Raw genomic sequence first — 14277 nt, forward strand, 5'->3', positions numbered from 1 at the left:
AGCGGGTATGACCTCGTCCGGGTTCAGAACCGGGCGCTGTCGAAATAGGCGCGCGTGTGCGCGGTGTCCTGCATCCGGTCGGATGCAAGGTCAGGCTCGGCGGCCTCGGCACTCTGGCCGGAGACGGCCACGGCCACGGCGGCCATGGGCGCACCGGTCGCGGCGAGCCGAAGGAAATCGCGGCGGCTGCTGCCGTCCTCGGGTTTCCTGGTCATGGGGTCCTCCCCTCCTCTGGTTGTGGCGGCCTCGCACCGCCGGTTGTTGCGTGGCCCGAGGCCCCGCTCATCCGAAAGCCCTCGGCCTCGATTTCCATGAACACCCGGCCGACCGCGCCGACCGAGGCATAGAGAACCGACGACTGAGCCGCCTCCAAATCCGTGAAAAAATGCCCCGCCCAAGGGGCAATATGCTTGCCGAAAAAGGTTTTCTGATCGTCGAGGCTAGCCGGAGTGCCGAAACGGCCCCGGATCAGGCCCGCCATCATCTCCAGCAGAGAGGCGATATTGTCCTCCGGCTCATAGACATTGTCCGCCCGCCGCATCCCGCGCGCGGCCATGTCTCGGCGCAGCGCCGCCAGAGGCTTTTCGTTGAGAAAACCGGTCAGATAATAACTCGCATAGGGCAAAAGCTCGCCCCGCCCGAGGCCGATGAAGAGCGCGTTGAACTCGCGCTCCACGGCGCGCGGCGTGCTCACCGAGGCGACGCGCGCAAGCGCGCTGATGGCCTGCCCCATATCGGTCTCGTCGCCGGTGAGGGCGGCGCTCTTGCCCAAGAGCCCGGCATCGGCGGGCCGCGCCAGAAGGGCGGCCAGAAAATCGTAGAGATCGGCGCGCAGACGGTCCTCCTCGGCAATCGCGGGCGCGGCGGTCTGCTGGTCCATGAGGCTCTCCTGATTGGTCATGCCGTGGCTCCGGCGCTGTGGTCAAAGGCAAACCGCATCCGGCGGCGTGCCGACAGGGGGGTCTCCTCAGCCATTTCGGGGGCCTCGTCAGGGGCCTCGTCTGCGGGCGTTTCCCCGGAGGGCGGCGCATCGACGGCTTCCAGATCGGTCTCGGTCTCGGTCATGGCCACCGGCACAGGCGCTTCGCCTGCCTCTTCCACAGGCGCTTCGCCTGCCTCTTCGCGCGCGGCGTCTGTCACTTCGGCCTCGGCCTGCCGCGCCATCTCCTCGACATGGGCAAGCATCCCCTTGCCCACCTGATAGGTGGTTTTCATGTCCGCCACCACCATCGCGCTGTCGGTGTAATCGTCGGCGTAATCGACCAGCCCGTCGAGATTGGCCAGCGTCGGATTGCTGGTCCAGAGCCGCCGCAGCGCGCGGCGGCGCAACCGATCGGGGACCGTCTTGGCCATGAAGGCGCGGAAATCATCGCCAAGGCCGAGCGTGTCGGGATCGGGCAGGCCCAGTTCCTCGCACAGGTCCTCGTCGGTTTTCTCGGCCAGCGCCGCGTCGCGCGCGACCAGTTCCGCCGCCTCTGCGGCGCGCTGTTCGGCCTGCGTCTCCGCCTCGACGCGCGCCTTGCGGCGCGACCAGAAATCGCCCTGCCGGCTCATTGGAGGCGCACCTTGCGGGCGCGCGCCGGGGCGCGGTAGACATCCGCCACCTGCGGGATGCGCGCATCGCCAATGCCGTCCTGCGACTCGCCGAGGTCCACGCGGTCGCGCTGACGCTTCTTGAACACTTCTGCGGAATGATGCGCGGCGACGAAATCGCGGATCAACGCCGCCAACCCCTCGGGCATGGGCACCTTCTCCATGATTTCCTCGCTCGCGTCGCAATATTCCTGCGCCTCGAAGGGCGAGGCGGTCACAAGCGTGATCTCGTAGGGCATTTCGTCCGCGCCACGGGGCGCGGGCCGCATGAGGACATAGACCGAAGGCACCTGCGCATTCAGCCCCTCAAGATAGGCCTCGGTCTGGGTGTGATGCAGATCGAGCATGACGGTCGCGGCGTGATACTCCACCACCTCGCCCTCGCGGCGCAGTTCGCGCCACGCCGCCGGCCCCGCGCCGGGCAGAACCGCAACCGGACGCCAGCACCAGGCCTGCCAGCGCGTCACGCCGGGCGTCTTGCGCACGACAACCCCGATGGGCAGCAGAACCTGCTTGTCGGGTTGCTTGTCACTCGGCATGTCTTTCACGGCTGGCTTTTTCCCCTTGCTGGCCTTGGGCAGAGATTGGTTCAGATTCCTGACCACGCAAAGTCATTTCTGTGTGCAATGGTCGACACGGCCCGATTGACGGACATTTTGAACCATCTCACCCGACGCGCCGGCCCCTTCCGGACAAATTGACCGCGAACGCCTCGGGATGCTGCGCCGCAGCACTCCAAATACCTGAAAACAAACAGAATCAATCAGGCTCTTGCGGGACGCCGCCCCGCCCCCGATCCCGCGCAACCGCGTTTCGAAATCCGGTTTACGGGCGCTGACAATTGTGTCTAAGGTTCGGCGCAAGCAACCCGAGCCGCGCCCTTCCCGATACCGAAACAACCCGAGGGAACCATGCCCAAGCAGCTGATTTTATGTGATTGTTCCGGCTCACAGAGCCTTGACGCCAAGGTCCTCTCGGAGGCGACGGGCCTTGCGTGCTCGCGGATGCATTCGGCGCTCTGCACCACCGAGGCTGGGTCTGCGGCCAAGGCGATCGAAGCGGGCGAGGCAATTATATGCTGCGCGCAGGAGCAACGGACATTCGAGGAAATCGCGGCCGATCTGGGGGTGGATGCCCCCGCCTTTCTCGACCTGCGCGACCGGGCCGGATGGTCGGACGACCCGGCCCCCAAACTGCCCAAACTGTCCGCGCTCGTGGCCGAGGCGACGCTGGCCTCGCGCCCCGACAAGACCCTCGACGTGATCTCCGAGGGGCTTTGCCTCATTATCGGAACAGCCGACAAGGCCCTTCCGGCGGTAGAGAAACTCAGCCCCATTCTCGGCGTTACTGTCCTTCTGACCGATGAGACAGTCCCGCCCGACACCCGTGATTTCGACACGATCCGCGGCCGCATCGTGCAGGCGACGGGCGCGCTCGGCGGCTTTGCGCTGGAAATCGACGCGCTGCAGGAGGTCAATCCGGGCGGGCGCGGCGCGCTGTCATGGACGGCGCCGCGCGACGGCGGACAGACGGGGTGCGATATCATCCTTGATCTGTCGGGCCGCACGCCGCTCTTTCCCGCGCCCGAAAAGCGCGAGGGCTATCTGCGCGCCGACCCGGGCAGTATCGGGGCGGTGGCGGATGCCGTGCTTGCGGCCTCGCACCTCGTCGGCACCTTCGAGAAACCGCTTTACGTGGCGCTCGAGCCGCTGCTGTGCGCGCACTCCCGCGCCGGGCAGACCGGGTGCAGCAAATGCCTTGATATCTGCCCCACGGGCGCGATCACGCCTGCGGGCGATCATGTCAGCATCGACCCGATGATCTGCGCGGGCTGCGGCGCTTGTGCCGCGCGCTGCCCCTCCGGCGCGATCAGCTATGACGCGCCGCCGCCCGACATGATCTTTCGCCGCATCCAGACGCTGGCCTCGGCCTATCGCCGCGCGGGCGGGGCCGCGCCGCGCCTTCTGGTGCATGATGCAGGCTTCGGGGCCGAGATGATCCGGCTGGCGGCGCGCCACGGGCGCGGCCTGCCCGCCGATGTGATCCCGCTGGAGGTGTCGGCGCTGGCGGGTTTCGGCCATGCGGAAATCCTCGCCGCGCTTGCCTCGGGCTTTGCGGATGTCTCGGTGCTCCTGTCGCCCACCACGGAACGCGACGCGCCCGATCAGGAACTTCCGCTGGCAGGGGCGCTGGCGGGCGGGCACCCGGTGCGCCTTCTGGACCTCGACGACCCGGATGCGCTCTGCGATGCGCTTTACAACCAGAGCCCGCCGCCGCCCCTCTCCGAGCCGGTGCTGCCCATGGGCAGCCGCCGTCAGGTCGCGCGGCTGGCCGCGCGCGCGCTCAATCCGGGGACCGAGGTGCTCGACCTGCCCGCCGCCGCCCCCTATGGCGCGGTGCTGGTCAATACCGATGCCTGCACGCTCTGCCTCTCCTGCGTCTCGCTCTGCCCCTCGGGCGCGCTGATGGATAACGAGGACAAGCCGCAATTGCGCTTTCAGGAGGATGCCTGCCTGCAATGCGGGATCTGCGCCACGATCTGCCCCGAAAAGGCGATCACGCTCGTGCCGCGCATGAACCTTGGCGACAGCGCACTGACACAGGTCGTGCTCAACGAGGAAGAGCCCTTTGCCTGCGTCGAATGCGGCGTGCTCTTCGGGTCGAAATCGACGATTGAAAAGATCACCGAGAAACTCGCCGGCAAACACGCGCTTTTCGCCACATCAGAGGCCGCGCGCATGATCCAGATGTGCGAAAACTGCCGCATCAACGCGCAATTCAATGCCGCCGACAACCCCTTTGCCATGGGCGAGCGTCCGCGCGTGCGCACGACCGAGGATTACCTGAGCAAGCGCAAGGATCACTGAACTTGGATCGGCGCGCCCAGATCGGCGGGGGCAAGTCCCGCGACATAGGCAAGGATCGCCTCGATCTCGTCGGGGGTGACCTCTATGGGCACGATGGCGGGCGGCAGATGTGTGGCGAAGGGGGCGGTGACGCCGGTGATCTGGGTAAAGGCCGGGTGCGGCTTGAGGGCATAAAAGCTCTGGAACCGCGCCTCCCAATCGCTGAGCGTCCGCAGCACCGGAAAGGACGGGGTGGAGCCGATGCCGCCGCGCCCCTCGGGGGCGATGACATGACAGCGCCCGCACTGCGCCTGCGCCACGCGCTGACCCTCGGCCGCATCGCCGTCGTGGACCGGGCCGGTCTCCGGGGTGTCTTCGGTCTCGGGCAGGGTGAAGGGGGCCACGCCCGCGACCTCGAAGCCGGTGATCGTGCGCTGTCCGATCTCGGAGCCGAGCCAGTCGGCAAAGCGCGCGGCACCGGGATGATCAGCCATGAGGCGCAACCGCCACGTCGCGCCCTTCCCGACAAAAACCGCGCGGCCCCGTTCCGGCCCGAGCGCCGCCTCGGCCGCGTCCTCCTCGGGCACGATCTCGATGCGCACCCCGGTCTTGAGCGAGAAGCGCGGCAGGATATATCCCATAAGCCCGCTGTCTTGCAGTGCCTCGGGGGCGGCCAGACGAAAGCGTTTGTCTTCGGCCTGCGCCCCCCCCGGCCAGAGCGCCAGAAGGACAAGCGCAAGCCACTGGCATATCCGGGCAGGAGTTGGGATAAGGCGATCCATGCCCAAGGTTAGAAACAGCCCCGCAGCTGCGTCAAGCACGGGTTACACGAAAGGGAGAAAGTGATGAGCGACGATTTCAACATGTCGATGCGCAAGTTCCTCAAGCAGGTGGGCGTCACCTCGCAGCAGGCCATCGAAGAGGGGTTGCGCGCCAAGGGGGCGAGCGCGGGCCAGGAATTCAAGGCCAGGGTGGTGCTGACCGTCGAGGGGCTCGACATCGAACACACCGTGACCGGCACGATCAAGGGGCAGGACTGACGTGGCCACGACACGCGAAAGCGTCCTCGAGGCGCTGAAATCCATCACCGACCCGGTCAGCGGCAGCGATATCGTCTCGGCGGGGATCGTGCGCGCGCTCAATGTCGAGGGCGAGAGTGTGCGCTTCGTGCTCGAGATCGACCCGGCAAAGGCCGAAACCTATGGCCCGGTGCGCGACGCGGCCGAGGCGGCGGCACGGGCGGTGGGGGCAAGCACCGTCTCGGCGGTGCTGACGGCGCATTCGGCCAAGGCCCCGCCCGACCTCAAGCCCGCCCGCAAGGCCGAGCCCAAGGGGCCGCAACAGGTGCCCGGCGTGGACCGGATCATCGCCATCGCAAGCGGCAAGGGCGGCGTGGGCAAGTCAACGGTTTCGTCAAACCTTGCCTGTGCGCTGGCCGCCGAAGGCCGCCGCGTGGGGCTTCTGGATGCAGATGTCTACGGGCCGTCACAGCCCCGGATGCTGGGCGTCTCGGGCCGGCCTGCCAGCCCCGACGGCAAGACCATCCTGCCCCTGCGCAATCACGGCGTCACGATGATGTCCATCGGCCTCATGGTGAACGAGGGTCAGGCCGTGGTCTGGCGCGGCCCGATGCTGATGGGGGCGTTGCAACAGATGCTGATGCAGGTGCAATGGGGCGCGCTCGACGTGCTGATCGTCGACCTGCCGCCGGGCACGGGGGATGTGCAGATGACATTGGCGCAAAAGGCCCATGTCGATGGCGCGATCGTGGTCTCCACCCCGCAGGACGTCGCCCTTCTGGATGCGCGCAAGGGGATCGACATGTTCCAGCAACTCAAGGTGCCGGTGCTGGGGCTGATCGAGAACATGAGCACGCATATCTGCTCGAACTGCGGCCATGAGGAACACATCTTCGGCCATGGCGGCGTGAAGGCCGAGGCCGAGAAGCTGGGGGTGCCGCTTCTGGCGGAAATCCCGCTGCATCTCGATATCCGCCTCGCCTCTGACGGCGGCGCGCCCATCGTGGTGAGCAAGCCCGACAGCGCGCAGGCGCAGGCGTTCCGGCACATCGCGCGCGACCTCATCGAAAAAGGGCTGGCATGACCGGCGCCGCGACCGGACCCAGTTTTCCGCCGCTCCTCTCGGGGCGGGCGCTGACCGGTCCGGTCGAGCCCTTCGACGAGGCGCGCGCCATGGCAGAACTTGGCTGCGATGCGGGGGTGGTGGTGCACAACATAAACGCCGACCGCCTTGCCGCCGCGCTTGTCCTTGCGCCCGAGGTGCCGCTTGCCCGCGCCATCGCCATGCTGCCCACCTGTGGCGTGGGGTTCCAGAACGCGCTCGGGGCCCTCGCCCCGCCCGAAGTGGCGGTGCATCTCGACTGGGCGGGGGGCATCCGCGTCAACGGCGCGCAGTGCGGACGCCTGCGCGTGGCGGCGGACACGACCGATCCCGCCGCGATCCCCGACTGGATGGTGATCGGGCTCGAAGTGCCGCTTCTGCTGCTCAGCGAGCAACCCGGCGCAACCCCCGACCGGACCGCCCTTTACGAGGAAGGGTGCGCCGAGGTGGGGGCGGACGCGCTGCTGGAGGCCTGGGCGCGCCACAGCCTTGTCTGGATCAACCGCTGGGAGGACGAGGGCACGCGCGCGCTCCATTCCGAGTGGAAAGGTCTGGCCTGGGGCATGGGCAAGCAGGTCGCCCAGGGCGATCTGACCGGCACATGGCTCGGCGTGGACGAGGATTTCGGGATGCTTCTGCGCGACGCTGACACCACCCATCTCATCCCCCTTACCACCGTTCTGGAGGCCAGCCGATGAAACTCGCCCGTGCGATCCACTTCGATGAAAGCGACATGCGCGTTTTTCACAGCCCGGCGCGCACCGGGGAATGGTGCCTCTCGGGCGGGTTCGAATTCTCCAACTGGACCGAGGCGGACCTGACCGGCAAATCCCGGCAGGCCTTCGCCAACGGATGGCTGGGGCTGGAGACCTTCGGCCGCGTCACGTTTGTCGCCGTCACGCAGGTGGAACCGGGCGAGGCCGAGGCGCTGACGCAGGCGCTGGCCGCGCATTTCGTGGATTTTTACGGCGCGCCCGATCTGGCCGCCGCCCTGCCCGTTGCGCGCGACGAGATCGCGCAGATGGCCGAGCTATGCGAGGATCACGCGCCCAACACGCTGCTGACCGTGCTGCGCGAGCTTACAGAGGCCGGCGTGCGCGAAAGCTTTGGCGCCATCGAGCCGCAGGACGCCGAGCTTGATCTTGTGGCCGTGCACGGCGCGCTTGACGAGTAAGCCGCAGGCTCAGCCCGCGTCCTGCGGGTTGAGCCGGATCACAGCGAGGTTGAGCGCGCCCGCCACGCTGACCCAGACGAGGTAGGGCACGAACAAAAGCCCGGCCCACATATCCACCTGCCACAGCGCCACCAGCGTCGCCGCCACCGAGAGCCACAGCGCCCCCAGCACCATGAGACCCAGCCGCATCCGCCGCAGCCCGAAAAACACCGGTGTCCACAACCCGTTGAGCGCGATCTGCAAGGCCCAGAACGCCATGGCAAGGCTGTTGCCCTCGCTCACCGCCGCCCGCGCCCCGGCCGCCGCGATACAGACGTAAAGCGTGGTCCAGGCCACCGGAAAGAGCCAGTCGGGCGGCGTCCAGCGTGGCTTGTTCAGGCGCGCATACCACTCGCCGGGCGGAAACAGCCCTCCGGTCGATCCGGCGGCGAAACAGGCGGTCAGGAAAATGGCGAAGAGGACATATATCATTCCGCTGCCATAGCGGGTGACGCGTCGCGAAGCAACGCGTCACGACGCGCAGCATCGCGCGCCTTCAGCCCCGCCAGCGTGGCATGGAGCGTATCGGACCAGTCGCGCGAGGGCACCGCATCCGCCGCCGCCGCCTCGACCAGAAAGGTGATTTCCGGCAAGGGCCGCGCATAATAGAGCGCCGATTGCGGCATCACCAGACTGCCGCCAGCCCGCAGCCCCGCCAGCATCAGCCAGCCCAGTTTCTGCCGCCCGCTGGTATGCGCGCGCGCCCGGATCGGATCATGTCCGCCCCGCCGCAGCGCGCCGCCGATCCCGGCATAGATCAGCCGCGCGGCATAAATGCCGGGGCGGCAATCGAGGGGAAGTGCGGCAATCCCCGCCTCGGCGCGCAGGTATAGCCCGTCCGCCTCGCGCAGGAGCCGCGCCACCAGCCTGCCCAGTTCCGGCGACATCGCAGGCGCATGAAGGAACCGCGCGGGATCGAGCCGCGCCTCGCTCATCCAGTCGAGCGGCAGGTAAAGCCGCCCCTCGCGCGCATCCTCGCCCACATCGCGCGCAATGTTGGTCAGTTGCATCGCCACGCCCAGATCGCAGGCCCGCGCCAGCGCCTCGCGCCGCCGTTCGCGCATGAGCACGCACATCATCGCGCCAACCGCCGCCGCCACCCGCGCCGAATAGGCCCGAAGGCCCGACAGATCCTCGTAGCGCCGCCCTTCGGCATCCCAGGCCAGCCCTTCAAGCAGCGCCTCGGGCAGCGCACGGGGCATCTCGAATTCTTCGATCACGGCGGCAAAGGCCCGGTCGGCGGGCGCATTGCGCGGCCGCCCAAGGTAGGCCAGGTCAAGCCGCTCGTGCAGGCGCAGCACCGCCGCCGCCTTCTCCTGCTGCAAATCCACCGCGTCATCCGCCAGCCGGCAGAAGGCATAAAGCGCCAGCGCCGGATCGCGCAGCCGCCGGGGCAAAAGCTTTGACGCCGCATGAAACGAGCGCGAGCCGTGTTTGATCGCCGCCACGCAATGCGCCATGTCGTTTGGATGGATCATCGCACCCCCACCGGATCGGGCACCAGTTGCGCCAGCACCTCCGCGCTTGCGATCACCCCCGGCAGCCCCGCGCCGGGATGCGTGCCCGCGCCGACAAGAAAGAGGCCGCGCGCCTCCTCGCTCACGTTATGGGGCCGGAACCAGGCGCTTTGCAGGATGCGCGGCTCGATCGAGAAGCCCGACCCGTGCGGGCTGAGATAGCGGTCGCGGAAGGTCTCGGGCGTGAACACCTCGGACGGGCCAAGATGCGCGCCAAGACCCGGCAGTAACTGATCCTCCAGCACCGCCTGCACCTTCGCGCAGTAAGGCTCGGCCATGGCCTGCCAGTCGACCGGGTCAGCATGGCCAAGGTGCGGCACCGGGCTCAGCGCATAGAATGTGTCATCCCCCTCGGGCGCGACCGAAGGATCGGTCACCGAGGGGCGATGCACATAAAGGCTCATGTCCTCCGCCAGTCGCCCCTTGAGGAAAATGTCGCGCACTAGGCCCTTGTAGCGCGGCCCGTTGAGGATCGTGTGATGGCCCGCATCGGGCCACATGCCCGCCGTTCCCTTGGTCCCGAAATACCACACGAAAAGCCCCATCGACCAGCGCGAGCGCCGCAGCCGCGCGGGCGTCCAGCGCCGCCTCGGATGGTTGCGCATCAGATGGTCATAGGTATGGCCCGCATCGGCATTGGACACCACGATATCGGCATGGACCACCTCGCCACCCGTCAGCCGCAGCCCGACCGCGCGGCCGTCGCGCATCACGATCTCATCGACCTCGGTGCCTTGCCGCACAAGCCCGCCCTGCCCGGCCACGACCCGCGCCATCGCCTCTGCTATCGCCGCCACACCCCCCATGGCGTAATGCACGCCGAATTCCTTTTCCAGGTGGCTGACCAGCGCATACATCGAGGTGACATGAAACGGATCGCCCCCGATAAAGAGCGGATGAAACGACAGCGCCATGCGCAGCCGCTCATCCTTTACCCGCCGCGCGGCATGGGCCGCGACCGAGCGATCGGCACGCAGCCAGGCGAATTTCGGCAGCACCTTGATCAGGTCCACCAGCCGGTGCATCGACCGCCGCCCCAGATCCTCGAACCCGAACCAGTAACGCGCCTCGCTGTCGCGGACGAACTTGTCATAGCCCGCCAGATCGCCGGGCGAGAGCCGCGCCACCTCGGCGCGCGTTCCTGCCGGGTCGCGGCGCGCGGCAAAGCGGCTGCCATCGGGCCAGCGAATCTCGTAGAACGGATCCAGCGCGCGCAGGTCCACATCGGCGTCGAAATCGCGCCCGCAAGCGGCCCAGAGATCGCGCAGCCCCTGCGGCACGGTGACGATGGTCGGGCCAAGGTCAAAACGGTGCCCGTCGCGCATCAGGCTCGATCCGCGCCCGCCGGGGCTGTCCAGGCGGTCAAAGACCGTCACGCGGTAACCCTTGGCCCCCAGCCGCATCGCCGCCGCCAGACCGCCCAGCCCCGCGCCTATGACTGCCGCATGGGGCGCGACCGGTTGGGCCGTATCGGGGGTGAGGGCGGGATCAAGGCGTGTCAACATGACCCGAGCCTACACCTGTCAACTCAAGTTGACAATCTGTCATTACCGGCGTTTCATTGCCCCGTGATCCATGGCAGGTTACACCAAGGCCCAACACGCGAGGAGCCGCGCCATTCAGACCGTCAGCCTCAGCTTCTTTCGATTCGCTCCCGGCGCGGCGCGGCTCTGGGCCTTTTCCATGATGGGGCTGGCGAGGCGCAGCCTTGCCGCCACCCCCGGCATCGGCTTCTGGAAGCTGTGCGGCTCGGGCACCGGCGAGGGGTTCACGCCCCGGCCCAATCTGGGCGTCTACGCCATTCTCGCCACATGGGACCGACGCGACACCGCCGAGACACAGACGCAGGACAGCCCCGCCTTCGCGCGCTACCACGCCCGCGCCGCCGAATGCTGGACGGTGTTCCTCTCCCCGGTCTCGGCGCGCGGCACCTGGTCCGGGCAGGAGCCTTTCGCGGCGTCGCCAGCCCCCCTGACCGGCCCCGTCGCCGCCCTCACCCGCGCCACGTTGCGCCCGCGCGCGGCGCTGCGCTTCTGGGACCGGGTGCCGGGGATCAGCGCCGCCATCGGTTCCGACCCGAATGTGACCTTCAAGATCGGCATCGGCGAGGTGCCGCTCTTGCATCAGGTGACCTTTTCCATCTGGCCCTCCACCGCCGCCATGGCGCAATTCGCCCGCGCCGACGGCCCACATGCCCGCGCCATCCGCGCCGTGCGCGACGGCAACTGGTTTTCCGAAGAGCTTTACGCCCGCTTCGCCCTCACCGGCACGCGCGGCACCTGGCTCGGCACCAACCCACTCGACTATCTGAAAGAAACTGCATGACCCCTGCCTTTCCCTTCTCCGCCATCGTCGGTCAGAACGACATGAAACGCGCCATGATCCTGACCGCGATCGACCCCGGCCTTGGCGGCGTGCTTGTCTTCGGCGACCGGGGCACGGGCAAATCCACCGCCGTGCGCGCGCTCGCCGCCCTCCTGCCGCCCATCCGTCAGGTCGCGGCCTGCCCGGTCAATTCCGAACGCCCCGAGGAGTGCCCCGACTGGGCGGGTGTCACCGACCCCACGCTGGCCGAACGCCCCACCCCGGTGATCGACCTTCCCTTGGGCGTGACCGAGGACCGCGTCACCGGTGCGCTCGACATCGAGCGGGCGCTGACGCGCGGCGAAAAGGCGTTCGAGCCGGGGCTGCTCGCGCGGGCCAATCGTGGCTATCTCTACGTGGACGAGGTCAACCTGCTGGAGGATCACATCGTCGATCTGCTGCTCGATGTGGCGCAAAGCGGCGTCAATATCGTCGAGCGCGAGGGCCTCTCGATCCGCCATGCGGCGCGCTTCGTGCTGGTGGGCTCGGGCAATCCAGAAGAGGGCGAGTTGCGGCCGCAGCTTCTGGACCGCTTTGGCCTGTCGGTCGAGGTGCGCTCGCCCTCGGATATCGAGGAGCGGGTCGAGGTGATCCGCCGCCGCAACGCTTTCGAGACCGACACGGATGCCTTCATGGCCCATTGGGGGGCCGAGGATGCCAGCTTGCGCGCGGCCATCCTCGCCGCCCGCGCCCGCCTGCCGCAGACCGCCACGCCCGACGCCACGCTCACCGATTGCGCGCGGCTCAGCGTGGCGCTTGGCACCGACGGGCTGCGCGGCGAGTTGACCCTTCTGCGCGCAGCCCGCGCGCAGGCGGCCTTTGAGGGCGCGCCCGAAACCGGGCCTGCGCATCTGCGCGCCACGGCCCCGCTCGCGCTCAGCCACCGGCTGCGCCGCGACCCGCTCGACGAGGCCGGCTCGGCGGCCCGCGTCGCGCGCGCCGTGGCCGAGGTTCTGGGGTGACGCGCGGCGCGGATCCGGGCCGCGCGCTTGCCGCGCTGGCCGTCGATCCCGCAGGGCTTGGCGGGCTGGTGCTGCGTGCGCGCCCCGGCCCCGCCCGCGACGCGGTCGAGGCCGCGCTTGCGCGCCTGCCGGGGCCGTCGCGCCGCCTGCATCCCGCCACGCCGGACGAGGCGCTTTTCGGCGGTCTCGACCTCACGGCGTCGCTCGGTGCGGGCCGCGCGATCCGCACGACGGGCCTCGCCACGACGCCGCAGCGCCTGATCCTGCCCATGGCCGAGCGCACGCCCCCCGGCCTTGCCGCACGGCTCGCGCAGGTCCTCGATCTGGGGCTTGGCCATTGCCTCATCGCGCTCGACGAGGGGGCCGAGCCGGAAGAGGCCGCCCCACCCGCGCTGGCCGACCGGCTCGCCTTTCACATCGACCTCACCGAGGCCCGCGCCGAGGCGGTGGCCCTGCCCGCGCCTGTCGATCTCGACGCCGCACGCGCGCGCCTTGCGCGCATCACCCTGCCCGAGGGGGCCATCGCCACCCTCACCGTGCTCGCCGCGCGTTTCGGCATCGACAGCCTGCGCGCGCCGCATCTGGCACTCCGCGCCGCGCGCGCGCTGGCCGCGCTCGACGGCGCGAAAATCGCCACCGACGACCATATCCGCGAGGCGGCGGAATTCGTTTACCCCTCTCGCGCGACGCAGGTCCCCGCGCCCGAGGCCCCGCCCGATGAGAGCGACACACCCGAGCCTGAGCAACCCGAGGCGGGCGGAGAGGAGAGCGCCGCCCTGCCCGAGGAGATCCTCGTCGCGGCCATCGCCGCGCGCCTGCCCGCGGGCCTCCTCGACCCCAACCGCGGCACCGGCCCCCGCCGCGCCCCCAGCCCCGGCAGCGGCGCGGGCGCGCGCCAGAAGGGCGCGCGCCGGGGCCGTCCCCTGCCCGCCCGCGCAGGCCGCCCCGACGGGCGCGCGCGCATCGACGCGGTGGCCACCCTGCGCGCCGCCGCGCCGTGGCAGGCGTTGCGCCGCGCCCATGCGCCTGACCCGGCCAGGAACCTTCACCTGCGCCCCGACGACCTGCGCTTTCGCCGCTTTGAGTCGCGCCGCGACCGGCTCCTGATCTTTGTCGTGGACGCCTCCGGCTCGGCGGCCGTGGCGCGGCTGGCCGAGGCCAAGGGCGCGGTCGAGCTGCTTCTGGCCGAGGCCTATGCGCGCCGCGATCAGGTTGCGCTCATCGCCTTTCGCGGTGCCGGGGCCGAGGCGCTCTTGCCGCCCACCCGCGCGCTGGTTCAGGCCAAGCGGCGGCTGGCCGCGCTGCCCGGCGGCGGCGGCACGCCGCTGGCGGGGGGGCTTCTCGCGGCCGGAGAGATGGCCGCGCAGGCGCGCCGCCACGGGCTGAGCCCGCTTCTGGCGCTGCTCACCGACGGGCGCGCCAATCTCGCGCTTGATGGCACGGCGGGGCGCGCCACGGCGATGGCGGATGCCCGCCGCGTCGCCCGCAGCCTCGCCGCCACCGCCCTGCCCGCGCTGGTGATCGACACCTCCGCCCGCCCCGGCCCCGAGGCGGTCGAGGTGGCGCAAAGCCTCGGCGCGCGCTACCTTGCGCTGCCGCGCGCCGATGCCCGCCGCCTCAGCGCCGCCATCGGCACCGCGCGCGACGATCTGGCAACCTGA

At 69.3% G+C, this 14277-nt stretch carries 16 protein-coding genes; 8 read left to right on the forward strand and 8 right to left on the reverse strand.

The genetic code is table 11. The annotated features are described in order from the left end of the window. Positions 1-23: 23 nt before the first annotated feature. From ABIE57_RS07465 to ABIE57_RS07480, 4 genes are read right to left on the reverse strand one after another with little or no spacing between them, the layout of a single operon-like run. Positions 24-215, reverse strand: coding sequence for a twin-arginine translocation signal domain-containing protein (locus tag ABIE57_RS07465; protein ID WP_354538375.1), 192 nt, complete (start codon positions 213-215; stop codon positions 24-26). Next, a complete protein-coding gene (locus ABIE57_RS07470; RefSeq protein ID WP_354538376.1) occupies positions 212-901 on the reverse strand; it encodes a TorD/DmsD family molecular chaperone in 690 nt (229 codons plus the stop codon). The genes ABIE57_RS07465 and ABIE57_RS07470 overlap by 4 nt, the downstream gene beginning before the upstream one ends. Continuing rightward, positions 898-1554, reverse strand: coding sequence for a DUF3306 domain-containing protein (locus ABIE57_RS07475; RefSeq protein ID WP_354538377.1), 657 nt, complete (start codon positions 1552-1554; stop codon positions 898-900). Before ABIE57_RS07475 ends, ABIE57_RS07470 begins: the two co-directional genes overlap by 4 nt. Next, a complete protein-coding gene (locus ABIE57_RS07480) occupies positions 1551-2132 on the reverse strand; it encodes a DUF3305 domain-containing protein (protein ID WP_354538378.1) in 582 nt (193 codons plus the stop codon). The genes ABIE57_RS07475 and ABIE57_RS07480 overlap by 4 nt, the downstream gene beginning before the upstream one ends. 372 nt (positions 2133-2504) lie before the next feature. Between ABIE57_RS07480 and ABIE57_RS07485 the strand changes: the two genes are divergently transcribed. Next, positions 2505-4460, forward strand: coding sequence for a 4Fe-4S binding protein (locus ABIE57_RS07485; RefSeq protein ID WP_354538379.1), 1956 nt, complete (start codon positions 2505-2507; stop codon positions 4458-4460). Here the strand turns inward: ABIE57_RS07485 and ABIE57_RS07490 are convergent. Beyond that, positions 4454-5221, reverse strand: coding sequence for a c-type cytochrome (locus tag ABIE57_RS07490; protein WP_354538380.1), 768 nt, complete (start codon positions 5219-5221; stop codon positions 4454-4456). The two genes, ABIE57_RS07485 and ABIE57_RS07490, sit on opposite strands and share 7 nt — an antisense overlap. Positions 5222-5284: 63 nt before the next feature. Between ABIE57_RS07490 and ABIE57_RS07495 the strand changes: the two genes are divergently transcribed. From ABIE57_RS07495 to ABIE57_RS07510, 4 genes are read left to right on the forward strand one after another with little or no spacing between them, the layout of a single operon-like run. Continuing rightward, complete coding sequence (locus tag ABIE57_RS07495; protein WP_354538381.1) at positions 5285-5479, forward strand: DUF6494 family protein; 195 nt, start codon at positions 5285-5287, stop codon at positions 5477-5479. A 1-nt stretch (position 5480) separates the two neighbouring features. Further along, on the forward strand, positions 5481-6542 hold the full coding sequence (apbC, locus tag ABIE57_RS07500; protein ID WP_354538382.1) for an iron-sulfur cluster carrier protein ApbC: 1062 nt from the start codon (positions 5481-5483) through the stop codon (positions 6540-6542). After that, the gene (locus ABIE57_RS07505; RefSeq protein ID WP_354538383.1) at positions 6539-7258 is read left to right on the forward strand and encodes a biotin/lipoate--protein ligase family protein; all 720 of its coding nucleotides are present in this window, start codon (positions 6539-6541) and stop codon (positions 7256-7258) included. Before apbC ends, ABIE57_RS07505 begins: the two co-directional genes overlap by 4 nt. After that, positions 7255-7734 carry a DUF6505 family protein gene (locus tag ABIE57_RS07510; RefSeq protein ID WP_354538384.1) on the forward strand — a complete coding sequence of 160 codons (480 nt, stop codon included), beginning with the start codon at positions 7255-7257 and terminating at the stop codon, positions 7732-7734. The genes ABIE57_RS07505 and ABIE57_RS07510 overlap by 4 nt, the downstream gene beginning before the upstream one ends. Before the next feature lie 9 nt (positions 7735-7743). Here the strand turns inward: ABIE57_RS07510 and tspO are convergent, their stop codons facing one another. Genes tspO through ABIE57_RS07525 form a run of 3 tightly spaced genes read right to left on the reverse strand, consistent with a single transcriptional unit; the run spans position 7744 to position 10795 of the window. Next, the gene (gene tspO / locus ABIE57_RS07515; protein ID WP_354538385.1) at positions 7744-8205 is read right to left on the reverse strand and encodes a tryptophan-rich sensory protein TspO; all 462 of its coding nucleotides are present in this window, start codon (positions 8203-8205) and stop codon (positions 7744-7746) included. Next, positions 8202-9251, reverse strand: a complete 1050-nt coding sequence (crtB, locus tag ABIE57_RS07520; RefSeq protein WP_354538386.1) for a 15-cis-phytoene synthase — start codon at positions 9249-9251, stop codon at positions 8202-8204. The genes tspO and crtB overlap by 4 nt, the downstream gene beginning before the upstream one ends. Then, a complete protein-coding gene (locus ABIE57_RS07525; protein ID WP_354538387.1) occupies positions 9248-10795 on the reverse strand; it encodes a phytoene desaturase in 1548 nt (515 codons plus the stop codon). Before ABIE57_RS07525 ends, crtB begins: the two co-directional genes overlap by 4 nt. A 70-nt stretch (positions 10796-10865) precedes the next feature. Here ABIE57_RS07525 and crtA point away from each other — a divergent pair, with 70 nt between their 5' ends. From crtA to ABIE57_RS07540, 3 genes are read left to right on the forward strand one after another with little or no spacing between them, the layout of a single operon-like run. After that, the gene (gene crtA / locus ABIE57_RS07530) at positions 10866-11615 is read left to right on the forward strand and encodes a spheroidene monooxygenase (protein WP_354538388.1); all 750 of its coding nucleotides are present in this window, start codon (positions 10866-10868) and stop codon (positions 11613-11615) included. Next, the gene (bchI, locus tag ABIE57_RS07535) at positions 11612-12616 is read left to right on the forward strand and encodes a magnesium chelatase ATPase subunit I (protein WP_354538389.1); all 1005 of its coding nucleotides are present in this window, start codon (positions 11612-11614) and stop codon (positions 12614-12616) included. The genes crtA and bchI overlap by 4 nt, the downstream gene beginning before the upstream one ends. Then, positions 12613-14277, forward strand: coding sequence for a magnesium chelatase subunit D (locus tag ABIE57_RS07540; protein WP_354538390.1), 1665 nt, complete (start codon positions 12613-12615; stop codon positions 14275-14277). The genes bchI and ABIE57_RS07540 overlap by 4 nt, the downstream gene beginning before the upstream one ends.

Source organism: Roseovarius sp. MBR-6 (assembly GCF_040547525.1).
Taxonomy (GTDB): domain Bacteria; phylum Pseudomonadota; class Alphaproteobacteria; order Rhodobacterales; family Rhodobacteraceae; genus Roseovarius.